The sequence below is a fragment of the Streptomyces sp. NPDC050433 genome, from assembly GCF_044458565.1.
Lineage (GTDB): Bacteria > Actinomycetota > Actinomycetes > Streptomycetales > Streptomycetaceae > Streptomyces.
Genome location: NZ_JBITIB010000022.1, coordinates 1 through 23,271, shown reverse-complemented (window position 1 = coordinate 23,271; position 23,271 = coordinate 1). Strand labels below are relative to the sequence as shown.

General features: G+C 70.7%; 21 protein-coding genes and 1 pseudogene. 12 read left to right on the top strand and 10 right to left on the bottom strand.

The annotated features are described in order from the left end of the window. Window positions 1-3: 3 nt before the first annotated feature. Both ACIBLA_RS25380 and ACIBLA_RS25375 read right to left on the bottom strand, forming a co-directional pair. Window positions 4-618: a helix-turn-helix domain-containing protein gene (locus ACIBLA_RS25380; RefSeq protein WP_363245504.1), complete on the bottom strand. Its 615-nt coding sequence runs from the start codon at window positions 616-618 to the stop codon at window positions 4-6. 61 nt (window positions 619-679) lie between these two features. After that, window positions 680-883 (bottom strand): annotated as a pseudogene (locus ACIBLA_RS25375) (BTAD domain-containing putative transcriptional regulator); the annotation flags it as partial. Between the two features lie 219 nt (window positions 884-1,102). Between ACIBLA_RS25375 and ACIBLA_RS25370 the strand changes: the two are divergent. Continuing rightward, on the top strand, window positions 1,103-2,002 hold the full coding sequence (locus tag ACIBLA_RS25370) for an NAD(P)-dependent oxidoreductase (protein WP_399199972.1): 900 nt from the start codon (window positions 1,103-1,105) through the stop codon (window positions 2,000-2,002). Window positions 2,003-2,091: 89 nt separating this feature from the next. Here ACIBLA_RS25370 and ACIBLA_RS25365 read toward each other — a convergent pair whose 3' ends face one another. The 3 genes from ACIBLA_RS25365 to ACIBLA_RS25355 are packed head-to-tail and all read right to left on the bottom strand — an operon-like array spanning window position 2,092 to window position 5,323. Continuing rightward, window positions 2,092-2,913, bottom strand: a complete 822-nt coding sequence (locus tag ACIBLA_RS25365; protein ID WP_363245502.1) for a DeoR/GlpR family DNA-binding transcription regulator — start codon at window positions 2,911-2,913, stop codon at window positions 2,092-2,094. 50 nt (window positions 2,914-2,963) lie between these two features. Further along, on the bottom strand, window positions 2,964-4,013 hold the full coding sequence (gene pdxA, locus ACIBLA_RS25360) for a 4-hydroxythreonine-4-phosphate dehydrogenase PdxA (protein WP_363245501.1): 1,050 nt from the start codon (window positions 4,011-4,013) through the stop codon (window positions 2,964-2,966). Continuing rightward, window positions 4,010-5,323, bottom strand: a complete 1,314-nt coding sequence (locus ACIBLA_RS25355) for a four-carbon acid sugar kinase family protein (protein ID WP_399199971.1) — start codon at window positions 5,321-5,323, stop codon at window positions 4,010-4,012. The genes pdxA and ACIBLA_RS25355 overlap by 4 nt, the downstream gene beginning before the upstream one ends. A 215-nt stretch (window positions 5,324-5,538) precedes the next feature. On the opposite strand from ACIBLA_RS25355, the gene ACIBLA_RS25350 reads away from it, so the two are divergent. The 10 genes from ACIBLA_RS25350 to ACIBLA_RS25305 all read left to right on the top strand — a co-directional run bounded on the left by ACIBLA_RS25350 (window position 5,539) and on the right by ACIBLA_RS25305 (window position 16,631). Next, complete coding sequence (locus ACIBLA_RS25350) at window positions 5,539-7,185, top strand: ABC transporter substrate-binding protein (protein WP_399199970.1); 1,647 nt, start codon at window positions 5,539-5,541, stop codon at window positions 7,183-7,185. A 3-nt stretch (window positions 7,186-7,188) separates the two neighbouring features. Then, window positions 7,189-8,118, top strand: a complete 930-nt coding sequence (locus ACIBLA_RS25345; protein WP_363245498.1) for an ABC transporter permease — start codon at window positions 7,189-7,191, stop codon at window positions 8,116-8,118. Window positions 8,119-8,121: 3 nt separating this feature from the next. After that, a complete protein-coding gene (locus ACIBLA_RS25340) occupies window positions 8,122-9,114 on the top strand; it encodes an ABC transporter permease (protein ID WP_363245497.1) in 993 nt (330 codons plus the stop codon). A 3-nt stretch (window positions 9,115-9,117) separates the two neighbouring features. After that, window positions 9,118-9,990 carry an ABC transporter ATP-binding protein gene (locus ACIBLA_RS25335; RefSeq protein ID WP_399199969.1) on the top strand — a complete coding sequence of 291 codons (873 nt, stop codon included), beginning with the start codon at window positions 9,118-9,120 and terminating at the stop codon, window positions 9,988-9,990. Further along, window positions 9,987-10,985, top strand: a complete 999-nt coding sequence (locus tag ACIBLA_RS25330) for an ATP-binding cassette domain-containing protein (protein WP_399199968.1) — start codon at window positions 9,987-9,989, stop codon at window positions 10,983-10,985. Before ACIBLA_RS25335 ends, ACIBLA_RS25330 begins: the two co-directional genes overlap by 4 nt. Continuing rightward, window positions 10,982-11,974, top strand: coding sequence for an aldo/keto reductase (locus ACIBLA_RS25325; RefSeq protein WP_399199967.1), 993 nt, complete (start codon window positions 10,982-10,984; stop codon window positions 11,972-11,974). The genes ACIBLA_RS25330 and ACIBLA_RS25325 overlap by 4 nt, the downstream gene beginning before the upstream one ends. A 71-nt stretch (window positions 11,975-12,045) precedes the next feature. Continuing rightward, complete coding sequence (locus ACIBLA_RS25320) at window positions 12,046-12,843, top strand: HpcH/HpaI aldolase/citrate lyase family protein (RefSeq protein ID WP_399199966.1); 798 nt, start codon at window positions 12,046-12,048, stop codon at window positions 12,841-12,843. After that, window positions 12,840-14,111, top strand: a complete 1,272-nt coding sequence (locus ACIBLA_RS25315) for an exo-alpha-sialidase (protein ID WP_399199965.1) — start codon at window positions 12,840-12,842, stop codon at window positions 14,109-14,111. Before ACIBLA_RS25320 ends, ACIBLA_RS25315 begins: the two co-directional genes overlap by 4 nt. A gap of 641 nt (window positions 14,112-14,752) precedes the next feature. Beyond that, the gene (locus ACIBLA_RS25310) at window positions 14,753-15,613 is read left to right on the top strand and encodes a S1 family peptidase (protein WP_363245531.1); all 861 of its coding nucleotides are present in this window, start codon (window positions 14,753-14,755) and stop codon (window positions 15,611-15,613) included. 43 nt (window positions 15,614-15,656) lie between these two features. Further along, complete coding sequence (locus ACIBLA_RS25305; protein ID WP_399199964.1) at window positions 15,657-16,631, top strand: glycosyl hydrolase family 18 protein; 975 nt, start codon at window positions 15,657-15,659, stop codon at window positions 16,629-16,631. A 92-nt stretch (window positions 16,632-16,723) separates the two neighbouring features. On the opposite strand, the gene ACIBLA_RS25300 is transcribed toward ACIBLA_RS25305, so the two are convergent. The 3 genes from ACIBLA_RS25300 to ACIBLA_RS25290 form a co-directional block, all read right to left on the bottom strand. Continuing rightward, window positions 16,724-17,497 carry a MerR family transcriptional regulator gene (locus tag ACIBLA_RS25300; protein ID WP_399199963.1) on the bottom strand — a complete coding sequence of 258 codons (774 nt, stop codon included), beginning with the start codon at window positions 17,495-17,497 and terminating at the stop codon, window positions 16,724-16,726. A gap of 23 nt (window positions 17,498-17,520) precedes the next feature. Then, entirely contained in the window at window positions 17,521-18,381 is an 861-nt protein-coding gene (locus ACIBLA_RS25295; protein ID WP_399199962.1) for an alpha/beta hydrolase, read from the bottom strand. Between the two features lie 117 nt (window positions 18,382-18,498). Then, window positions 18,499-18,933: an ArsR/SmtB family transcription factor gene (locus tag ACIBLA_RS25290; protein ID WP_399199961.1), complete on the bottom strand. Its 435-nt coding sequence runs from the start codon at window positions 18,931-18,933 to the stop codon at window positions 18,499-18,501. A 95-nt stretch (window positions 18,934-19,028) separates the two neighbouring features. Here ACIBLA_RS25290 and ACIBLA_RS25285 point away from each other — a divergent pair, with 95 nt between their 5' ends. Beyond that, window positions 19,029-21,011: a heavy metal translocating P-type ATPase gene (locus ACIBLA_RS25285; RefSeq protein WP_399199960.1), complete on the top strand. Its 1,983-nt coding sequence runs from the start codon at window positions 19,029-19,031 to the stop codon at window positions 21,009-21,011. Window positions 21,012-21,184: 173 nt separating this feature from the next. Here the strand turns inward: ACIBLA_RS25285 and ACIBLA_RS25280 are convergent, their stop codons facing one another. Next, window positions 21,185-22,660, bottom strand: a complete 1,476-nt coding sequence (locus ACIBLA_RS25280; RefSeq protein WP_363245486.1) for an MFS transporter — start codon at window positions 22,658-22,660, stop codon at window positions 21,185-21,187. Between the two features lie 152 nt (window positions 22,661-22,812). Beyond that, window positions 22,813-23,094, bottom strand: coding sequence for a metal-sensitive transcriptional regulator (locus tag ACIBLA_RS25275; protein WP_363245485.1), 282 nt, complete (start codon window positions 23,092-23,094; stop codon window positions 22,813-22,815). Window positions 23,095-23,271 lie beyond the last annotated feature (177 nt).

Genomic DNA, 23,271 nt, shown 5'->3' with positions numbered 1-23,271 from the left:
GGTTCAGTGTTCCGGGCTGTGGAGCGGGGGTACGGGGGTGGGCAGGGTGCTGGCGGCGGCCGGGGAAAGGCTGTCGAGCAGCAGCGTGACGTAGCGCTGCCAGCCGCTCGCGCCGGGCTCCATGGTCCACAACACGCTGAGCAGCATGACCATGATCCGGCGCATGTCCTCCGGCACCAGGTCGTCCCGGATCACGCCGGCCCGCTGGCCCCGCCGGACGAGGGGATCCAGGGCGTCGAAGAACCGTTCGCCGACGTCACCCGTCAGTACGCCGGCGTTCCTCGCGGCGGTCAGCACGTGGTAGTCGGCGATCGCGGACGACAGCGCGGCCTCCAGCACGACGGCCAGGCCGCGCAGGGGATCCTTGCTCTGCTCCGCCCGGCCGAGGGCGGGCACCATCTGCTCGGCGAACCGCTGATCCAGCACCGCGCGCAGCAACGCCCCCTTGTCGGGGAAGCGCCGGAACAGCGTCGCGATCCCCACACCGGCGCGCCGCGCGATCTCGTCCAGCGACGCGTCGGGGCCCCGCTCGCCGTACACCTCCCGCGCGGCCCTGACGATCTTCTCCGAGTTACGGGCCGCGTCGGCGCGCAGCGGCTTGGGGGTATCGGTCGGCATGCCACCATCGTAACAAGTGATAGTCAACCATCGCTTGATGTGCCGGTCCGGGCGGACCTCGTCAGCTGGCCACGGACGATGCCCACAGCGGGGCGGCGGATCGCAGGGCGGTGTTGTTGTGCAGGTGGAGTTGGAGCAAGGCGTTGGCGCCGGTCTGGAGTATCTCGGCCTGGAGCCGCTTCATCTCGTCGGAGGGCTCCAGGCCCAACTCCTTTTTGAGGATGCGGTACAGGTTCTGGTACGCCTCCAGGGCCGCTCCGCGGCGGCCGACGCGGTGCGGCCATGATCGAGCAGGTCAGGAAGCCCTCCTGAACGGCCCCTTACCTCCAGGTAAGTGGTGACTTCAGGGTCAGTACTTGGCAGACCGTCAGATCGGCGGAAGGATCGATTCAACCCCTGGGTGCGGCTGTCGATCCAGCCCCCATGAGCGGCTGATGACCGGTTCGCCGAAGAACGAACACAAACGGATGATGGAGAGGACAAAATGAACGATCACGCCCCCCGGCCCGCTTCGGACACACCTGTCACGGTCATCGGACTCGGCTCAATGGGGCAGGCGATCGCGGCGGCTTTCGTCGGGGGCGGCCACCCCACGACCGTATGGAACCGAACAGCTTCCAAGGCCGACGCGCTTGTCTCCAAGGGCGCGGTCCTCGCGAAGACCCCCGCCGAGGCGATCGAGGCCGGCGGACTCGTCGTGGTCTGCGTTCTGGACCGGGGCTCGGCCCAGGAGATCCTCGGCCCCGTCACCGACCAACTGGCCGGCCGCAGCCTGCTCATGCTGACCAGCCTGACCCCGACGGAGGCCAATGAGACCTCCGCGTGGGCGGCGGAGAAGAACATCGAGTTCCTCGGCGGGGCGATCATGGCCACCCCGGACCTGATCGGGAACCCAGAAGAGGCGTCGCTGCTGTACGCCGGTTCGTCCGCCGTGTTCGAGAGCCACAAGGCAGCCCTGGAGCTGCTGGGGACCTCGACGTACCTCGGAGACGTAGCCGCCCGTGCGTCGTTGCTGGAGACGGGCCTGCTGGCGTCGATGTACTCGATGTTCACGGGCTTCTTCCACGGTGCCGCACTCGTGGGCACGGAAGGGATCACGGCCAAGGAGTTCACCGCTCTGGCCGTGCCGTGGCTGAAGGCGATGACCACGTTCCTGCCCGGCCAGGCGGAGTTCATCGACAAGGGTGACTACACCACCGACGTGCAGAGCCTGGAATTCAACAAGGGCGGCCTGGACCACATCATTCACATCAGTGAGGACCAGGGCATCGGTACCAGCGTCATGAAGCCCGTCGCCGAGCTCATCGACCGCCAGATCGACCAGGGCCACGGCCCCGACAGCCTCGCCCGAATGATCGAGGGGATCAAGAACCCCAAGGCGTGAGCGTCCCGGCACGTACGTCTTGTTCGAGGAATGCCTGAGCAACGCCTGAGGGACGCGTGAGGGGCGCTTGAGAAGCGCTTGAGGGGCCGTCAGTTCGCTGACGACCCCTCTTCGTATGTCCGGAATGCGGACGCGGGGGACATCGACGCCTGGACGACCGTGATCCCGCGCGCCCGCAGACCCTCGACGATCCCGGGATCGGCCCCGTCGTCGGTCACCAGCGTCCAGTCCGGCCTGAGCGGGGTCCAGGCGTGGAAGGGGCGGCGGCCCAACTTCGCCGCGTGCGCCAGCACGTACACCCGGTCGGCCCGCCGTGCCATGAGTTCCTTGAGACGCGTCTGGCGCAAGTCGGCCTCGCAGATGCCGTGTTCGGGCGAGACACCGTCCGTACCCAGGAAGAGGCGGTCGAACGTCAGTCGTTCCAGGGCCGCTTCGGTCAGCGGTCCCACGAATCCCTGGCTGAGCGGGCGCAGCGTACCGCCGAGGCATTCGACATGGACGGTCTCGACGTCCGCCAGTTCCTGAAGGGCGGTCAGGCCCGTGGTCGCGACGGTCACGTCCTTCGCCGCGCGCAGTTCGTGGGCGAGCGCGCCGACGGTGGAGCCGGCATCGAGCAGCAGGGACTCCCCCGGTCTGACCTCCGCCGCCGCCCATCGCGCGATGGCCTGCTTGGCCTCGAACGCCTCGCCCGTACGCTGGCGCAGCGACGCCTCGGGGTGGGCGACCAGGGCCATGGCTCCGCCGTAGGTGCGGGCGAGTTGGCCGTCGATGGTCAGTTTCGCGAGGTCACGGCGGATGGTGGACGCCGTGACGCCGAACAGCTGGGAGAGCTCCTCCACACTCGCGAGTCCGGTGGTCGTGGCGAGGTGGACGATTCGGTCGCGCCGGGCCTTGGATCCGATCGCAGACATCAGTCTTCTGTCCTCAGTCTTCTGTCCTCAGGTGCGGACGGAACCGGTGATCAAGGGGCCGGGGTGGTGGACATCTCGGCGGCCTGGCGCAACGCCTCGACCATGCTACCGGCCTCGGCCCGGCCGGTGCCCGCGATGTCGAAGGCGGTGCCGTGGTCGACGGAGGTGCGGATCACCGGCAGTCCGACGGTGAGGTTGACGCCTGCTTCGATGCCCATGACCTTGACGGGGCCGTGGCCCTGGTCGTGGTACATCGCGACGATCAGGTCGTAGTCGCCGCGCGAGGCGAGGAAGAAGGCGGTGTCGGCGGGGAGCGGCCCGACGGCGTCGATGCCGTCGGCGCGCAGGACCTCGACGGCCGGGACGATCTTCTCCTCCTCCTCGCCGTAGCCGAACAGGCCGTTCTCTCCGGCGTGCGGGTTGATGCCGCACACCCCGATGACCGGGTTCGGCACCCCGGCGCGCACCATCGCCTCGTGTCCGCGGCGCACGGTCCGCTCGACGAGTCCGGGTTCGATGCGGTGGACGGCGTCGATCAGACCGATGTGTGTGGTGACGTGGATGACCTTCACCTTGGGGGTGGAGAGCATCATCGACACTTCTTCGACGCCGGTGAGGTGGGCGAGGAGTTCGGTGTGACCGGGGAAGAGGTGACCGCCGGCGTGCAGGGCTTCCTTGTTGAGCGGGGCGGTGCAGATGCCCTGCACATCGCCGCGTACGGCGAGTTCGGCGGCGACCCGTACGTACTGGTACGCCGCGTCGCCCGCGACGGCGGACAGCTGTCCCCACGGCAGGTCGGCGGGGAGCAGCCCGAGGTCGACGACATTGATGCGGCCGGGGGTGAACTCGGCTTCCGCCGGGGTCTCGACGGTCGCGATCTCACAGGTGACGCCGAGGATACGGGCAGCCTGGCGGAGGCGTTCCGCGTCCCCGATGACGACGGGACGGCAGCGGGCCACGGTGTCGGCGTGGAGCAGCGCCGGGACGATCACCTCGGGGCCGATGCCGGCGCCGTCGCCCATGGTGACCGCGATGATCGGCAGCGGCCGGTCGGCCGTCTCGGTCTGCGCCACGGACGCGGTCGTCGGGGCTGCGTTCACTGGTTTTCTCCTTGCGGTACGGATGACACGGGCGATGAAGGGACGGCTGGCGCGGGGACGGGCGGGGCGGAGTCGGACGCGGCGAACTCCACCGCCCGTGCGAGGGGGTGGAAGGAGTGGAAGGGGCGCAGGGCGCGGGCGATTCGCAGCAGGGACCCGGTGTCGCCGAAGCTTCCGGGGCGGGTGACGACGGAGCGGCCGTCGAGGGTGCGGCAGTGCACGGCTCCGTGGTGGATCTGTCCCACGGGCCTGAGCCGGCTGATCCCGAGGGCGTCCAGTACGCGCCGGGCCGTCTCGCCTCCGGTGAGGACGAGATCGGCGGGACGGTTCACCGCGGCGACGCTCCGGGCGAGCCCGGCCACCACCGGGCGGGCGGAACCGGGCCTGATGCCCTGGGAGTTGTCGACGCTGACGACCGTGATGCCGGACGGATCGACCGGAAGGGGGAGCGCCGCACCGGGCTCCGCGAGCAGATCGGGGGGCAGGGCGATATGGCGCACTCCTGCCTCGGTGAGTTGCGCGATCTGCGCAACTGCGATGGGTTCCGCCGTGCCGACGACGATCAGCAGCGGCCTGTCCCCCTCAGGAGAGCTGTCCCGTGACGGCGCGTCAGCGTCACCCAGCGCCCGGCCCAGGGCCGAGGCGAGTCCGCCCGTCCCCATGAGGCGTATGCCGGGGCCGAGTTGGAGCACGGCGGCGGTGATCGCGTCGAGGTCGGCGTCGGTCTCCGTGTCGCACACGGGACGCAGCCCCGCCTCGACGAGGTCGTGGAGCCGGCCGGTCAGATCCCGGCGGGGAGCGCGTACGGCGGCGAGCGGCACGGACGCCGTACGCAGGTCACCGAGCGCCGCCGCCACCGACCGCGGTACGGGTGAGGTCTCGGCGCGCCAGGCGTCCGTGGCGTGCAGCGGGATGCCGTGCAGATGGACGACACCGTCCCGTACGGTCCGCCCGGCCACCGGCAGCGCGGGGGCGATCACGAGGCCGTCCGCGCCCTGCGCGTAGGCGGCGGCCTCGGGCGCGAGGTTGCCGCGCAGCAGCGAGTCCGTCTTCTTGATCAGTACGGTGCCGGGCACGACGTCCCGTACGGCCTCCCGGACGGTGCGCGCGGCCTCCTCGGCGGTGAGCTGGCGGCTGTCGAGATCGAGGACGAGCGCCTCGCCCTCCGCCGGTGGCTCAGTGGCCGCCGGGCCCAGGACGATCCGGCCCGGCAGGTGCAGCGCCGCTGCCGTCTCTGCCGCGCCGGACAGGTCGTCGGCGAGGGCGAGCACACGGCGCGGTGCGGGCCCGCTGTGGGGCTTGACCAACACGCGTACCTCCTCCGGGCGGTCCGGGGTCGGGCCGCTTCGGTGCCTGATGATGACACAAGTTGCGCGAAGTGCGCGAGACCTCTTGCACGAAACACGCAATCGTGCCACCTTGTGCGGCGCGACACCTGTTGGTGCCGGACAGCCGGAACAGAGTCGGCTGAACCCGCCGCCAACAGCTTGAGCCGGTCGCTCCCAGAACCCCGAGAAGGTCGACGATGACCCCAACTCCTCACGGCGGTCCCCCGGACGCCACGGCCGCCACGGCCGCCCTGAACACTTCTCCGGACACCCCGAACGCCCCGCTGCGCGAGCCCTTCAGCCGCCGCACGCTGCTGCGCTGGAGCGCCGCCGGCGGCGCGGGCGTCGCTCTCGGCCCGCTGGCCGCCTGCGCGGGCCCCACCGGTGCCCCCGGCCCCGGCACGCTCACCCTCGGTCTGAACCGCTCCCTGGTGAGCCTCGACAACAAGCTCAACCAGTTCGACGCCGCCGTCACCGTCCAGCGCGCCGTACGGCAGGCGCTCACCCGTATCGGCCCCGCCATGAAGCCGCAGCTCGTCCTCGCCGACCGGTTCGAGATGACCGAACCCACCGCCTGGACGGTGCGGCTGCGCGAGGGCGCGTGCTACTCCGACGGCTCCCCCGTCACCGTCGAGGACGTCGCCACGGCCCTGCGGCTGTACGGGAAGGTCAACGGCTCGTTCCTCCTGGGTCTCTTCCCCGAGATGCCCACCGTGGAGAAGACCGGCGCCCGCACCTTCCTGCTGCACACGCGCAAGCCGGTGCCGGTGCTCGACCGGCTGATGGCCAACATCCACGTCACCCCGGCAGCGGCCAACCGGCCCGAGGAGTTGCAGAGCGGTCTGGGCTCCGGCCCGTACCGCGTCCTCAAGGCGAACTCCGGCGCCGGTGAGTACACGCTGGGCCGCAATCCGAAGTACTGGGGAACGCCCGCCCGGATCGAGACCGTACGTGTCCGGTTCGTCCCCGAGGAGTCCAGCCGGGTCGTCGCACTGCGCAGCGGTGAACTCGACGTCGTCGACACCCTCACCCCGGACTCGGCCGAACAGCTCACCGGCCTCCCCGGCGTCCGCGTCGAGGAGACCTCCGGTGTCCGGATGTGCCAGCTCTTCTACAACTTCCGCAAGCCCGCCGGCCATCCGCTCGCCGACCCTCGGGTGCGGCAGGCCCTGACGTACGCGATAGACGGCCGGGCCCTGGTGGACGACGTCCTGAGCGGCCTGGCCGAGGCCGCGCGGGGCGTGGTGCCGCTCGCCCTGGACGGGGCGGTGCCCACCGGCTCGTACACCTACGACCCCGGTAAGGCCCGTGCGCTGCTGAAGTCCCTGGGTGCCACGGACCTCCGGATGAAGATCATCTGGGAGTCCGGCGAGTTCGCCGCGGACACCTCGGTCATGGAGGCAGTCGTCGACATGCTCAAGAGCGTCGGCGTACGCGCCTCGCTCCAGCAGTTCCAGCCCGGCGGCAACATCCTCACCTGGCGTCAGGGCCGGGCGGGCGACTGGGACGTCATCGGCAACGGCTACGGCAGCCCCACCGGCCTGGCGCTCACCATGCTCCAGGGCATGTACGGCGGGACGGAGGCGAAGGAACGCACCCGCGACGCGTTCATGGGGTACGTCCTGCCGCATGTCGAGCGGCAGCTCACCACGGCCTCCACCCAGGTGGACGACGCCGAGCGCGCCAGGCAACTGGCGGCGGTGCAGAAGACCATCTGGGAGACCTGGCCCAGCATGTGGGCCTTCGCCCCCAAGACCCTGCTCGCCCGCAGGACACGGGTCAGGGACCTGTCCCTGCTGCCGATCAACTCCTACGACCTGTCCGCAGTGCGGCTGGAGGGCTGAGCCGTGCCGAAATATCTCGCCCGCCGGCTCGGCCAGAGCCTGCTGACCGTCTTCCTGACCCTGACGACCGTCTTCCTGCTGGTACGTCTCGCCCCCGGCGACCCCGCGTCCGCGTACGCCGCCCCGAACGCCACGTCCGCCGATCTCGCGCGGATCCGCGAACAGTTCGGGCTGGATCAGCCACTGTTCACGCAGTACGGCATCTTCCTGCGCGACCTGTTCACCGGGAACCTCGGCACCAGCTACTCCTTCCGCGCCCCCGCCCTGGACGTGGTGCTGGAGCGGATGCCGTACACCATCACGCTCGCCGTCTCCGCGATCGCCGTCACCGCCCTGGTCGCCGTGCCGCTCGGCGTGTGGATGGCGCGGCGCGCCGACACCAAGCGCGAGCTGGGCGCCAACGTCCTGACCATCACCGGTCAGTCCATGCCGGACTTCTGGACCGGGGTGATGCTGCTGACGGTCTTCGCCGTGCTGCTGCCCGTGCTGCCCGCCTCCGGCTTCACGTCCTGGAGCGGCCTCGTCCTGCCCACGGTCACCGTCGCCATCCTCCAGCTGGCGCTCATCTCCCGGCTGGTACGGCGCGAGATGACCGCCGCGCTCAACTCCCCGTACATCATGGTCGCCCGCTCACGCGGCTTCTCCGAACGCGCCCTCACCTGGCGCTACGCCCTCGCCAACTCGGGCGTCCCGCTGCTCACCGCCATCGGTACGCGCTTCGCCGCGCTGCTCAACGGCGTCGTCGTGGTCGAGGTCGTGTTCGGCTGGCCCGGCGTCGGCTCGCTCGTCGTCCGCGCCCTGGAGACCCGCGACTATCCGCTCATCCAGGCCACCGTTCTGGTCACCGCGACCCTCGCGATCCTCGTCCAACTCCTCGTCGACCTCGCCTACCCGCTGCTCGACCCGCGGGTGCGCCTCGGAAAGGCGGCCTGAGACATGACCACCACCCTGCGTCCCGCCGCCTCCTCCGGCGGCTCATCCCCCGGTGGCCCGTCCTCGGGCGCCCGGCCGAGCGCGGTCACCGCGCGCGATCTCGCCCGTGCCACCGCCACCCGCCAACAGCGCGGCTCCCGGATCAAGTTGTGGGCGGGGGCGATCTGCACCGCGCTCGTCGTCCTGCCCGTGATGCTGGCGGGAGTGCTGCCGCTGCCCGGCGCCGACGCACAGGATCTGTCGCGGCGCCGGCTGCCCCCGCTCAGCGAGGGACATCTGTTCGGCACCGACCAGCTCGGCCGCGATCTGCTCTCCCGCATCCTGCACGGCGGCCAGGTGTCGCTGACCGTCGGCATCCTCGCCGTCCTCGTCTCGGGGGTGATCGGCATCGCGGCGGGCGCCGCCGCCGGATTCTTCGGCGGCTGGGTCGACACGGTCGTCTCGCGGCTGCTGGAGGCCCAGCTCGCCCTGCCCCTGCTGATGATGCTGTTGCTCGTCGTCGCGCTGTTCGGTCCCTCCGTCACCGTCATCACCTGTGTGATCGCGATCGCCCAGTGGCCGGAGGTCGCGCGGCTCACCCGCTCGCTCGTCCTCGTGGAGCGCGAGAAACCGTACGTCGCGGCAGCCCGCGTACTCGGACTGCGCGGCTGGTCGGTGCTCCGCCGCCATGTCATCCCTAATGTCATCCGCCAGGCCAGCCTCGTCGTCCTGCTGCTGCTCGCCCAGGCCGTCCTGCTGGAGAGCGCGCTCAGCTTCCTCGGCGCCGGTCCGCAGCGGCCGTTCGCGACCTGGGGCCGGATCATCTCCGACGGTCAGGACTACATCACCACCTCATGGTGGCTGGTGACCCTGCCCGGCCTGGTCATCGCCCTGCTGGTGGTCGGCGTCAACCTGGTCGGCGACGGACTGCGCGACCGTACACGTACGACGAAGGCGCCGCGCGGCGCGCGCGTACCGCGTGGCACACGCCCGGCCCGCTTCAAGAAGGGAGCCTGAGCCATGACGGATGTTCCGCTCCTGGACGTGCAGAACCTGCAGATCGAACTCATCACCCCGCACGGCGTCGTCCGCGCCGTGGACGGTGTCAGCTTCACCGTGAGCGAGGGTGAGACCGTGACGCTCATCGGTGAATCGGGGTCCGGCAAGTCCACCACCGCCATGGGTGTGCTGCGGCTGCTGCCCGAAGGGCTCGCGGTGCTGTCCGGCACCGTGCGCGTCGCGGGCCGGGACGTCGTCGCCGACCCCGGCGCGGCCCGTGAGGTACGGGGCCGCACCGTGTCGCTGATCCCGCAGGATCCGATGACGGCCCTCAGCCCGGTCCATACGATCGGCCGCCAGCTCGGTGACGCGCTGCGGCTGCGCCATCCGGAGATGTCGCGCGCCGATGTCAGGGAGAAGGGGACCGATCTGCTCGCGCAGGTCCGTATCCCCAAGCCGGAGACACGCTGGAAGGCGTACCCGCACCAGTTCTCCGGCGGCATGCTGCAACGCATGCTCATCGCCGTGGCCCTCGCGGGTGAACCGCGGCTGCTGATCGCCGACGAGCCGACGTCCGCGCTGGACGCCACCGTGCAGGCGGGAGTCCTCGATCTGCTGATGGAGCTACAGGAACAGGAGTCGATCGGGATGCTGATGATCACGCATGACCTGGGGGTGGCCCGAGTCGTCTCCGACCGTATCCATGTCATGAGGGAGGGCAGATTCGTGGAGTCGGGATCCGCTCAGCACATCGTGGACCGGCCGGTCGAGCGGTACACCCGCGATCTGCTCGCCGCCGTGCCCCGGCTCGGCGCCTGGGACGAGGACGCGCCGCCGGAGGGCGCCGTGGCGGACGCGGAGTCCGGGACGAGCGCGCGGGAGGTGTCCCGGTGAACAGGACCAGTAACGCCGGTGGGGCCGGTGCCCGGTCCGATGAGCCCGGCAAGGGGGCCGACGACCGGCCGTTGCTGAGCGTCGAGGACCTCGTCGTCGAGTACCAGACCGCCCAGGGCCCGTTCCGGGCCGTCGACCAGGTGAGTTTCCAGCTGTCGCGCGGCGGGTCGCTCGCCGTCGTCGGTGAGTCGGGGTGCGGCAAGTCCACGCTCGCCCGCGCCCTCGTAAGGCTGCTGAAGCCCAACTCGGGCCGGATCGTGCTCGACGGCACGGACATCGCCACCCTCCCCGAGCGGCGGCTGCGCCCGCTGCGGCGGCGGGTGCAGATGGTCTTCCAGGATCCGTACGGTTCCCTCGACCCGCATCTGACCGCCGAGGAGATCGTGGCCGAGCCGCTGCGCCTCTCGGGCGTCCGGGACAAGGCGGAACGGGCCAGGCGAGCGGCCGGGTTGATCGACCGCGTCGGGCTGCCGGCGACGGCGCTGCGGCGCCGGCCGCCGGAGTTCTCCGGCGGGCAGCGCCAGCGCATCGGCATCGCCCGCGCGCTCGCGTCCCGGCCGGAGGTGCTGGTGTGCGACGAGGCGACCTCCGCCCTCGATGTCTCCGTACAGGCCCAAGTACTTGAGCTGCTGCGGGAGTTGCAGGACGAGACCGGCATCGCCTATCTCTTCATCGCCCACAACCTCGGGGTGGTCCGCGAGATCAGTACCGATGTCGTGGTGATGCACTCCGGTCGGATCGTCGAGACAGGCCGGACGGGCGCCGTACTGGCCTCACCCGCCGAGCCGTACACGCGGGCGCTGCGCCGCGCCGCGCTCGATCCCACCGCGATCCGGGGGGTGAAGCCCCGGCATCTGCTCAGCGCCACGGGCGCGGCCACCACGGCCACCGCGGACAGCTCGGTCAGCGCCCCTGTCGGCGCGGCGGCCGGCGCCGAAGGCAGTACCCCAGTCAGCCCAGCAGTCAGCACCGCACCGGAAGGCAATCGCTCGTGACCACCGGCATCGGCACCGGCATCGACCTGCCGCACATCCCCGTTCCGCTCTCCCGTCTCGTCCTCGGCACCATGACCTTCGGTGACACCGTCGACCGGACGGGCGCCGCGGCCATGCTCGACACCGCGCTCGACGCGGGTGTCACCGGCGTCGACACCGCCAACGGATACGCCGGCGGCGAGAGCGAACGTATCCTCGCCGCCCTGCTGCCCGGCCGCCGCGACCGGATCGTCCTGGCGACGAAGGCCGGGATCCCGCACCCGGACCAGGGCGAGCACGCACCGCTGTCCGCCGCCGGGATGCGCGCCGCGCTGGAGGGCAGCCTGGGGCGCCTCGGTACGGACCACGTCGACCTCTTCTATCTGCACCAGCCGGACCGGTCCACCCCGCTCGCGGAAACCCTCACCGCCGTCGCGGAGTTCGTCGCCGAAGGCAAGATCCTCGCCCTCGGTGTCTCCAACCACGCGGCCTGGCAGATCGCCGAACTCGTGCGTACGGCCGACGAGGTGGGGGCGCCGAGCCCGGTCGTGGCCCAGCAGTTGCACAATCTGCTCGCGCGTCGCCTGGAGGAGGAGTACGTCGAGTACGCCGCCGTCACCGGCCTGCGCACCATGGTCTACAACCCGTTGGGCGGAGGCCTGCTGACGGGCCGTCACAACTTCACCCAGACCCCGGACTCCGGCCGGTTCGGTGACTCCAAGCTCGCCGCGATGTACCGCCAACGCTACTGGGACGAGCGCCTGTTCGACGCGGTCGGACAGCTCGGCCGGATCGCCGACGAGGCCGGCGTCCCCCTCACCGAACTGGCACTGCGCTGGCTGCTGGACCGGCCCTCCACGGACGCGCTGCTGCTCGGCGGCTCACGCACCGAACACCTGCGGGCCAACATCGCCGCCGCGCAGGCCGGACCGCTGCCCGCCGAGGTGACGGCCGCCTGCGACGAGGTCGGCGCCGCGCTGCGCGGTCCGATGCCCGCGTACAACCGCTGACCCCCGCCTTCCGGCGACGGCACCTCGCCCTCGCACTCAGGGCACCGACCGCTTCACAAGGAGTTCTCCCCATGACCCGCGACATGTCCGGCACGCCGGCGGCCTTCGCCGCCGCGCTCCGCGCCCGCGAGCAGCTCATCGGCTACTGGTCCGTCCTCGACTCCCCGGTCTCCACGGAGCGCATCGCACGTCTCGGATACGACTACGTGGCGCTGGACGCCCAGCACGGTCTGATCGAGTACTCCGGCCTGCTGGCGTCCCTCACCGCCATCGACACCAAGGGGAGCACCGCCGTCGGTCTCGTCCGTACCGAGGCCAACGACCCGGCGCCCATCGGCCGCGCGCTCGACGCGGGGGCGGCCGGTGTCATCGTCCCGCTCGTCGACACCGCCCGTGACGCGGCCGACGCGGTGGCCGCCGTACGCTACCCGCCGCTCGGCCGCAGGTCGTACGGCCCGATGCGCTCCGCGCTGCGGATCGGCCCGAACCCGGCCGACGCGCACGAGCAGACGGTCGTCCTCGCGATGATCGAGACGGCGGAGGGCCTGGCCAACGTCGAGGAGATCTGCGCCACCGACGGCCTCGACGGTGTCTACGTCGGCCCTTCCGACCTGCGTATCGCCATCGGCGGCGCCACCTCCACCGACCCGGCGGTGGACGACGAGTTCGAGGCCGCGCTCGTCGCGGTGCGGGAGGCGGCAGCCGCCGCCGGGATCGCCGCGGGCATCCACAACGCCGACGGAGCCTCCGCCGCCAGACGGCTGGCCCAGGGCTTCACGTTCGCCACCGTCTCCAGCGACCTGACCCATCTGGAGCAGGTCGTGGGCGCCCACCTGGCCGCCGCCCGTTCCACCGGAGAAGCCAAGTGACCACGACACCCGCCACCGCACCCGTCGACGCCGACGGCGTCATTCGCCCCTGCCCGGAGGAACCGGGCCGCGCGGAAGCCCATCTGGCCGCGCCCGCCGCGCAGAACCATGCCGCGAACCTGATGGTGCTGCCGGGCGGGGACCTGGGCTGCGTCTGGTTCGGGGGGACGCAGGAAGGCGTCGCGGACATCTCCGTATGGTTCTCCCGGCTCGTACCGGGCGGCGACACCTGGTCGGCGCCGGTCCGGCTCTCCGACGACAGCACCCGCTCCGAGCAGAACCCGGTGCTGTTCCCCACTCCCTCGGGCGAGTTGTGGCTGCTGCACACCGCGCAGCGCGCGGGCCACCAGGACACGGCCGAGGTACGGCGGCGGGTCAGCCACGACAACGGCGTGACCTGGGGCCCGTCCGCGGTGCTGTTCCCGGCCACGGCCGGCGGCGGGGTCTTCGTACGCCAGCCGGTGACCGTCCTGCCGTCCGGGCGTTGGCTGCTGCCCGTGTTCCGCTGCGTCACGGTCCCCGGTGAACAGTGGTCGGGCGGCCAGGACACCAGCTCGGTCATGGTCAGCCACGACGCGGGAGAGACCTGGGACGAGCGGCCGGTGCCCGGCTCCACGGGGCTGGTGCACATGAACGTCCATCCGCTGCCGGACGGTTCGCTGGTGGCGCTGTTCCGCAGCCGCCGGGCGGATTCCGTGTACCGCTGTACGTCGCGGGACGAAGGGGAAACGTGGACGGAGCCCGAGCCGTTGGACGTGCCCAACAACAACTCGTCGGTCCAGTTCGTCCCGTTGGGCGACGGGCGGCTCGCTCTCGTACACAACGCCAGCAGCGCCGCCGACGCCACCGAGCGCAGGGTGTCGCTGTACGACGAGATCGACGACGACGGTCTGAGTGGTGACGCCGGGACACCCGCCGCGTCTCCGGAGCCCGCGGAGCCTTCGGAGGCCGCAGGGGTGGCAGAAGCCGCGGGAGCCGCGGGAGCCGCGCCGTTTGGCGCCGCGTTCTGGGGCGCTCCCCGTGCCCCGCTCACCCTCTCCGTGTCGCCGGACGGCGGCCGTACCTGGCCGGTGAGCCACGACCTGGAGACCGGCGACGGCTACTGCCTCACGAACAACTCCCGCGACGGTCTCAACCGCGAGCTGTCCTATCCGTCCATCGCCCAGAGCCGGGACGGGGCGCTGCACATCGCCTTCACCCATCACCGGCGCACGATCAAGTACCTGCGCCTGAGCGCCGATTGGACGGACGGGACACTGGGCGCCTGAGGGGACCACAGTGCTTCGGAGCACACCCCCGTGGCCCTCCGCAAGAGTGCCCCTCCGGACGTATTCGGGCCGCAGAGCGACGCCGTCCTGGATGCGGAGTTAAAGATTCAGCCATTTCGAATGCACGGGTAATCCATTCGAAAGCGACGCAAACGCACCAGTCGCGGAAGCCGTACCGCCCCGCTCGGGCGCCCCACCGGACGCAGCACACACCGGTCTGCCGGGCGCCCGACCGGACGGCGAACCGCGTGTGTTCGCGATGTGACCCTTCGCAACGCTCACGCAAAGAGACGGCAAACAGACTCAAACCTGCCGCCCTTCCGAGGAGTTCCCGGTATGGAACGCGCAAGTCCGGCAGCCCGCACGCGCTTTGCAGCAACGCCACGAAGCGCGGGCGCGCGCCGCCGGCTCGGGGCCGGGAGCGAGCCGGCCGCGTAGAAAGCGATTCTCCGCCCGCGGACCGGAAGTCGACCTTGCGTCGGGAGCGGCGGCGGTCAACCATTCCATCCGCACAGCTTGACAGGTCCACGCCTAGCAACCGCCGGGTGTGGACCTGCGCGCACGGCCGCCCGCCCCACCCGACGGGCTGTCCATCCCCCATACCTTCGGAGGATCTCGTGACCTTCTCACCCCTCACCGGCATGTCCAGACGAGCACGGCTCCTCGCGGTGGCGTCCGGTCTGGTGACCGCCGTCGCCCTCGCCACCCCCTCGGCCGTCGCCGCCCCGGCCCCCGAGGTCAAGGCGACCGCCTCGCAGCTCGCCGACGCCAGCTCCGCCGTGCTCGAAGCGGACGTGGCCGGCACCGCCTGGTACACGGACGCGAGCACGGGCAAGATCGTCGTGACCATCGACAGCACCGTGTCGAAGGCCGAGCTGGCCGAGGTCAAGAGCGCGCTGGCGGACTCCAAGGCCGACCTGACGGTCAACCGCACCAACGGCAAGTTCAGCCCGCTGATCGCCGGCGGTGAGGCCATCACCACGGGCGGCAGCCGCTGTTCGCTCGGCTTCAACGTGACGGTCGGCGGCGTGGCCCACGCGCTGACCGCCGGTCACTGCACCAACATCAGCAGCAGCTGGTCCATCGGCACGCGCACCGGTACCAGCTTCCCGACCAACGACTACGGCATCATCCGCCACTCCAACCCGTCGGCGGCGGACGGCCGGGTCTACCTGTACAACGGCACGTACCGGGACATCACGGGGGCCGGCAACGCGTTCGTGGGCCAGTCCGTGCAGCGCAGCGGCAGCACCACCGGCCTGCGCGGCGGTTCGGTCACCGGGCTCAACGCCACGGTCAACTACGGTTCCAGCGGCATCGTGTACGGCATGATCCAGACCAACGTCTGCGCCGAGCCGGGCGACAGCGGCGGCTCGCTCTTCTCGGGCAGCACCGCGCTGGGTCTCACCTCCGGCGGCAGCGGCAACTGCAGCGTGGGTGGTACCACGTTCTACCAGCCCGTCACCGAGGCCCTGAGCGTCTACGGCGCCACGATCATCTAGTTCATCTCTCCGGGGTTCGCCACAGTTCAGGAGGCACCTCTCCATGATCCGTTCCCGTCACCGCGGTACCTCGCGGTTGCTGGGAGTCTGTCTGGCGGTCGGATTCGCCGTACAGACCGCGTTCACCGCCGCACCCGTATCCGCCGCCGCTCCCGCGGCTGACGTCTGTGCCGTCAAGTCGAAGCCCACCGGCAAGGTGCTCCAGGGCTACTGGGAGAACTGGGACGGTGCCGCCAACGGCGTGCATCCGCCCCTTGGTTGGATACCGATCACCGACAGCCGTATCCAGAGCAACGGCTACAACGTGATCAACGCGGCGTTCCCCGTCATCCGCTCGGACGGCACCGTCCTGTGGGAAGACGGGATGGACGCGACGGTGAAGGTGGCGACCCCGGCCGAGATGTGCCAGACAAAGGCGTCAGGGCAGACGATCCTGATGTCCATCGGCGGCGCGACGGCCGGCATCGACCTCAGCTCCAGTGCTGTGGCCGACCGGTTCGTCGCGACGCTGGTGCCGATCCTGAAGGAGTACAACTTCGACGGGATCGACATCGACATCGAGACCGGTCTGGTCGGCAGCGGCAACATCAACACGCTCTCCGCATCACAGGCCAACCTGATCCGCATCATCGACGGTGTACTCGCGCAGATGCCCTCGAACTTCGGGCTGACCATGGCACCGGAGACGGCCTACGTCACGGGCGGCAGCGTCGCGTACGGCTGCTCCGGCGACTCCTACTCCGCGGGCACCGTCCAGGGCTTCACCGCCCAGACGGACTGCCTGAACAAGGGGCTGGTGATCCAGGGCACCACCATCAAGGTCCCGTACGACAGACAGGTCCCCGGCCTTCCGGCCCAACAGGGCGCGGGCGGCGGCTACATGAGCCCGAGCCTGGTGGCCCAGGCCTGGAACACGTACGGCAACGGCCTCAAGGGCCCGATGACGTGGTCCCTCAACTGGGACGGCTCGAAGAACTGGACCTTCGGCAACAACGTCAAGGCGCTCCAGGGCCGTTGACCCTCACGGTGACGCACGATGCACAACCGGCGCACCAGGTGAGTACGCACCCGCACCGGGTTGAGCATCGGCGCCCAGGCACCGGCCGCACCTCATGTCGGGTCCACTCGCTGGAGCTTGGTCCAGCCGGTCCAACCGCGCTTCTCCAGCAGCTCGATCAGCCGGCGGGCCGGCGGAGCGGTGTCGAACGCCAGCGTGTCCATCAGCCTGGCGAGCGGTGGCTCGATGTCGGTGTCATCGACGTAGTCCACGCCCTGCTCGTCGGCCATCCGCGTGAGGTAGGCGGCCAGTTCGTCGGCCAGCTCGACCAGTCGCGGGTCGTCGTCGGTCCGGTCGAGTGCCTGGCCGAGGGTGAGGTAGAAGCCCACCAGCCGCGGGTCGCTGATCTGCTCCCGTTTGCGTGCCATCCATTCCGGCACTCGCTCGGGTGAGTGCGCGGCCAGCGGGATCCAGCCGTCGCGTTCGACCCTGACGATCCGCTCGTCGACGCCGAGCTCCCGGAGCCGGCCGAGATACTCGACCACCTCCGGGGGCAGCGCCAGGCTGTCCCCGGAGGCGAGGCGGGCGATCCGTTCGCGGTGTCGGCGCAGCTCCCGGATCTGCGCCCGCAGCTGCTTGTCGATGTCCGCGACGGCGGCGGCGAACTCTTCCTCGTCCGCCCGGAGCAGTTGACGTACGCGCGCCAGGGGGACGCCGGCTTCGGCGAGGGTGCGGATCCTGATCAGTTCGACCACGGCGCCGGCGCCGTATCTGCGGTAGCCGGAGTGATCCCGCTCCGGCTCAGGCAGCAGCCCCTTGGCGTGGTAGTGCCGCACGGCGCGCACCGTCACTCCGGCGTACGCGGCCAGCTCGCCGATGGTCAGCATCGGCCCAGTCTCCCAGGAGCCGCTTACGGGGTCGGCCCGCCGAGCCGGCGGCACGCGCTCCGGATGATCTCCGCGATTTCCGGGGCGTGGGTGAAGACCAGCCGGTGGTCGGCTTCGAGCCAGGCCGTGGAGATCTGCGGCCGGTCACGGACGAGCCGTGCGATACCGTCCCGCCAGAGCCGGTTGTACCGCGATGCACGCTCCGCTTCGGCGCTGTCACCGGCCATCGAGGTCGACATGATCATGCTGATGGGACGGTCGATCTTCCGGTACCGGTCGAGGATCACGGACCGGACCGCGTCGATCTCAAGGTTCAGGCCGAGGATGTCCTGTGCGGTGAGCAGCACCTGACGCGCGGTGCCGTTGGCCCGCCCGGTCTGTTGCCGCGTCACCTGGTCCTCCCACATAGCGCGGAAAAGGGGCAGGTCCGCGTCGGTGATGAACGGTTCGGGCAACGGGTTCGCCCCGTCGATGAGCACAAGTCCGGCGATGGCGTCGGGATGCTCGGAGGCGTAGTGCAAAGCCAGGTCCGCGCCCAGCGAGTAGCCCACGAGCACGGGCGGCGAGGGCAGCTGGAGGCGGCCCAACTCCGCCATCACAGCGCCGAGATCGCTCAGGAACCCGTCGAAGGAGTACCGGTCGGCGGCCGAGGCGAGGCCATGGCCCCGGAGGTCGAACGTCACCACGTCGTGGTCGCGCCGAAGGAGCCCGGTCAACTCGTGCAGGTCGGACCGGGTCACGCTCAGCCCGGGACACAGGACCAGCGGCCGGCCCCGGCCGCCGCGGGAGACCGGGAGGGTGACGTCGTCGTGGTGGACGGTGAAGTGCCTCATCGTCCGGTGGCCTCGTCCGGCGTCCTCGCTCGCATTGGTTTGCGTCGTCATGCCGACCATGGTGAGAGGTTGCCCCTGCGTCAGGGTCAACCGCCGAGGGGGACGACGAATCACTCCGATGACCGGAGAGCCTGTCGCGCCGTCAGGCGGAGGCCCGTTGGCTCCGGTTCAGCGCGCTGCCGCGGGCGCGGCGCCGTCCCGCCGTGGCCGGGTTTCGGCAGGGGCGTCGGTCATGCCGAGGCGGAGGTGTTCCACGTGGTAGAGGGCCTGGTCCAGAAGGCCGGCGACGTGGTTGTCGTGGAGGGCGTAGACGACGGAGCGGCCCTCGCGGGTGCCGGTGACCAGGCCGAGGTTGCGCAGCAGGCGCAGTTGGTGGGAGCAGGCGGACTGTTCCATGCCGACGGCCGCGGCCAACTCGGTCGCCGCGCAGGGCCCTTCGCGCAGTCGGGCCAGGATGAGCAGACGCGACGGCGTGGCCAGCGCCTGGAGGGTGGTCGCGACCTGTGGTGCGTTCTCCGGGGTCAGGCGGCTGCGCGGCGTCGCGCTGTCGTCAGCGTCGCTGGTGTACGCCTCGTTGTCCGGTGTGTTCGCTCCGTGGCCCATGGGCTCCATCTTACGGAATGAACACATGAATAGCTGTTCAAGCATTCCTGTATGGTGGGAGTCACGCCCTCCTCCCGCGAAGGACTTCCCCTGCCATGACCTCCACCCTGACCAAACCCGCACCTCACCCTCCCGCGAAGGCCGCCACGCCCCGGCGGCGCACCCGCGTCCTGGCGCTGCCCGAGGCCCGCTGGGCGACGGCTTCCCTGGCGCTGTTCCTGATCGCCCTCCCGCTGGACCTGCTCGGAGCACCCGCCTGGACATGGGGGCCGCTGTTCGCCGCCACATACATCACCGGTGGTTGGGAGCCGGGTTGGGAGGGCCTGAAGGCCCTGAGGGACAAGTCCCTGGATGTGGATCTGCTCATGGTGGTCGCGGCCCTCGGCGCCGCCGCCATCGGGCAGGTCCTCGACGGGGCACTCCTGATCGTCATCTTCGCCACCTCCGGCGCCCTGGAGGCGATCGCGACCGCCCGTACGGCGGACTCCGTGCGCGGCCTGCTCGATCTCGCGCCCAGCACCGCCACACGGCTCCTGGGCGACGGTACCGAGGAGAGCGTGGCGACCGAGGACCTGGTCGTCGGCGACACCGTCGTGATCCGCCCCGGTGAGCGGATCGGGGCCGACGGCCGTGTCCTTGAGGGAGCGAGCGAGGTCGACCAGGCCACCATCACCGGTGAACCCCTCCCCGTGGCCAAGGAGGCCGGTGACGAGGTCTTCGCCGGCACCCTCAACGGCACGGGGGCGCTGCGGGTCGAGGTCGAGCGGGACGCCTCGGACTCCGTGATCGCCCGCATCGTGAAGATGGTCGAGGAGGCCTCCGAGACCAAGGCCCCCACACAGTTGTTCATCGAGAAGGTCGAGCAGCGGTACTCGATCGGCATGGTCGTCGCCACCCTCGCCGTGTTCCTGGTCCCCCTCGCCTTCGGCGCCGAGCTGACCGCTTCACTGCTGCGGGCGATGACCTTCATGATCGTCGCCTCGCCGTGCGCCGTGGTGCTGGCCACCATGCCGCCGCTGCTCTCGGCGATCGCCAACGCGGGCCGGCACGGTGTGCTGGTGAAGTCCGCCGTGGTCATGGAGCGGCTCGGCCAGGTCGACGCGGTCGCCGTGGACAAGACCGGAACACTGACCGAGGGCACCCCGCGCGTCACCGACATCCGGCCGCTTGACGGGTCCGGCCTGGACGAGGACGGCCTGCTCACGCTCGCGGCGGCGGCCGAGCACCCCAGCGAGCATCCGCTGGCCCGCGCGGTGGTGGACGCCGCCCAGGCCCGCGGGCTTGTCCTGCCCACCGCCCGCGACTTCGACTCCGCCCCCGGTATCGGCGTCACGGCCACCGTGGGCGGCGACACGGTCGCGGTGGGCGCCCCCGCGCGGCTGCTGAACGGGCACCAGGGGACGGGGACATCGCCGGCCGCCGTCCTCGCGGGTGGGCTGGAGGAGGGTGGCCGCACCGCCGTGCTGGTCACGGTGAACGGCACACCGGTCGGCGTGCTGGGCATCGCGGACCGGCTCCGGCCCGACGCCGCCGCGACCGTTACGGCCCTGACGAGGCTCATCGGCAGCACCCCGGTGCTGGTCACCGGCGACAACCCGCGCGCCGCCGCGCGCCTCGCCGCCGAGGTCGGCATCAGCGACGTACGCGCCGGGCTGCTGCCCCAGGACAAGGTGGCCGCCGTCCGGGAGCAGGAGAAGGCCGGACGTAAGGTCCTGGTGGTCGGTGACGGGGTCAACGACGCTCCCGCGCTGGCCGCCGCCCACACCGGCGTCGCGATGGGCCGAGCCGGGTCCGACCTCGCGCTGGAGACCGCCGACGCGGTGATCGTCCGCGACGAACTCGCCACCGTCCCCACGGTCGTCGCGCTCTCCCGTCGCGCCCGCGCCCTCGTCGTACAGAACCTGGTCATCGCGTCGGTGTTCATCACCGGTCTGGTGGTCTGGGACCTCGTGGGGAACCTGCCGCTGCCGCTCGGTGTCCTCGGCCACGAGGGGTCCACCGTCATCGTGGGCCTCAACGGCCTGCGGCTGCTGCGCGAGAGCGCCTGGCAGCGCGCCGGCACCGAAGCCACCATGTGAGCCGCCGCGCGACCCAGTCCTCACGGTGAGGCTCCACGTACGGCGGCGCCCGTCACCTCGCTCGCGGCGAGTGCCGACACGACAGCCGGCGGGGGTGTGCGGGCGCCGCCGGACCGGGACTCGAAGTCCCTGTCCGGCGGCGCGGGGAGTGGGCGGGTGAATATGAGCAGGCGTCAGAGAGCTTCTGCCGTACTGGAGTTGTCCCGAGCCTTGTCGGACGGGGCCGCCCCGTCCGCCGCGGCAGGCGCCGGGGCAGGGCTGGTGCGCAGCGTGAGCCAGGCGATGACCGCACCGGCCGCGGCGATGGCGGCGGCACCCACGAACGCGGCCGAGAATCCGTCGGTCAGGGCGACGGGGTTGCCCAGTTCCTTCGCCCCGTACGCGGAGGCCACGGCGGTCATCGCGGCCAGGCCGAGTGCCGAGCCCACCTGGTAGCTGGTGTTGACGATGCCGGAGGCGAGACCGCCTTCCTCGGGACGCGCGCTGGACAGCGCGGTACCCAGGGAGGGGATGAACGCCAGGGCCATACCCGCGGCGGCGAGGAGCGAGGCGGGCAGGACGTCGACCCAGAAGTTGCCGTCGGGACGGGCGAAGGACAGCCACACCATGCCCGCCGCGAGGGCGAACAGGCCGGTCACGATCAGCGGTTTGGGACCGAAGCGGCCGATCATCCGGGGCGCCAGGACGATCATCATGATCATGATGGCGATGGTCATCGGCAACAGCGCGGATCCGGAGGCGAACGCGCCCAGGCCCAGGACCTGCTGGAGGTAGAGGTTGAGGAAGAACCACATCGGGATCCAGGCACCGGCCATGAGGAGTTGGGCGATGTTGGCGCCGGCGAGGTTGGGGGCGCGCCAGATGGCCAGCCGCATCAGCGGCTCGCGGCGCTTGGCCTGGATCGCGACGAACGCGCCGATCAGCACCACACCCGCGGCCAGCACCAGCCAGGTCTCGGCCGAGGCCCAACCGGTCTCCGGGGCGCGGACGATGGCATACACGGCGATGGCGAGACCGGCTGTGACGGTGACGGCTCCGGCGAGGTCGATCGAGCCGCGGCGTGCGGGGGCGGAGGGCATGACACGCGGGGTCAGGGCCAGGACGATCACCGCGATGGGGATGTTGATGTAGAACACCCAGGGCCAGCTGGCGTACTCGGTGATGACGCCGCCGAGGAACACACCGGCCGTACCGCCCGCCGGCGCCGCGGCGCCGTACAGGGCGAGCGCCTTCGTCAGCTCCTTCGGGTTGCCGCCGAAGAGCATCATCAGCAGCGTCAGGGCGGAGGGCGCGATCAGTGCGGCGCCGACACCCTGGAGCGCCCGGCCGGTCAGCTCGACCCAGACCTCGCTCGCGAGGCCGGCGGCGAGCGAACCGGCGGCGAGGACGATCCATCCGGCGGTGAAGAGCCGCTTGGCGCCGAAGAGGTCGGAGAGGCGTCCGCCAAGGAGCAGGAGTCCACCGAAGGCGACGACGTACGCGTTGAAGACCCAGGACAGGTTCTCCTGCGAGAAGCCCAGGTCGGTCTGCATCTTGGGAAGCGCGACGCCGATGATCGAGGTGTCCATGATCACCATGAACTGCGCGAGGGCGATCAGCGCGAGCGCCGTCCAGCGGCGCGGATCGGCCGGAGCTGTGGGTAATGACATGGTGTTCTCCTATACGGGAGGGGGGTATGCCGACTCTGAATGAAACAGCATACCCATAGGGGGTATTTCCTGTTCGGTGTGAGGTCTTCAAAAGCACAGAAAGGGGCGGGAGTTGGAACTTCGCGGCCTTCCGCTCCGAGCACGGGAGGAGATCAGGAGCGGACCAGCCGGGCAATCGCCTGGGACGCCTCGCCGACCTTCTCCTTGGCCTGGTCGCCACCTTGACCGATGGCTTCGGACACGCAGCAGCTGAGGTGCTCGTCCAGCAGGGCGAGCGCCGTCGAGCGGAGGGCGGCCGTGGTGGCGGAGACCTGGGTGAGTACGTCGATGCAGTAGGTGTCCTGCTCGACCATCCGCTGGAGCCCGCGCACCTGGCCTTCGATCCGGCGCAGCCGCCGGAGGATGTCGTCCTTCTGTTCTTTGTAGCCCGGCATTGATGCCTCGTCTCGCGGTCTGGTCCGGGGGGCCGGGGCCGGCATCGGCCCCGACCGCCGGGAGCAGCGGATTCAGGATGCGGCCTTGAAGCTGCGGAGTCGTAGGGAGTTGCCGACGACGAAGACGGAGGAGAAGGCCATGGCGGCGCCGGCGATCATGGGGTTGAGGAGTCCTGC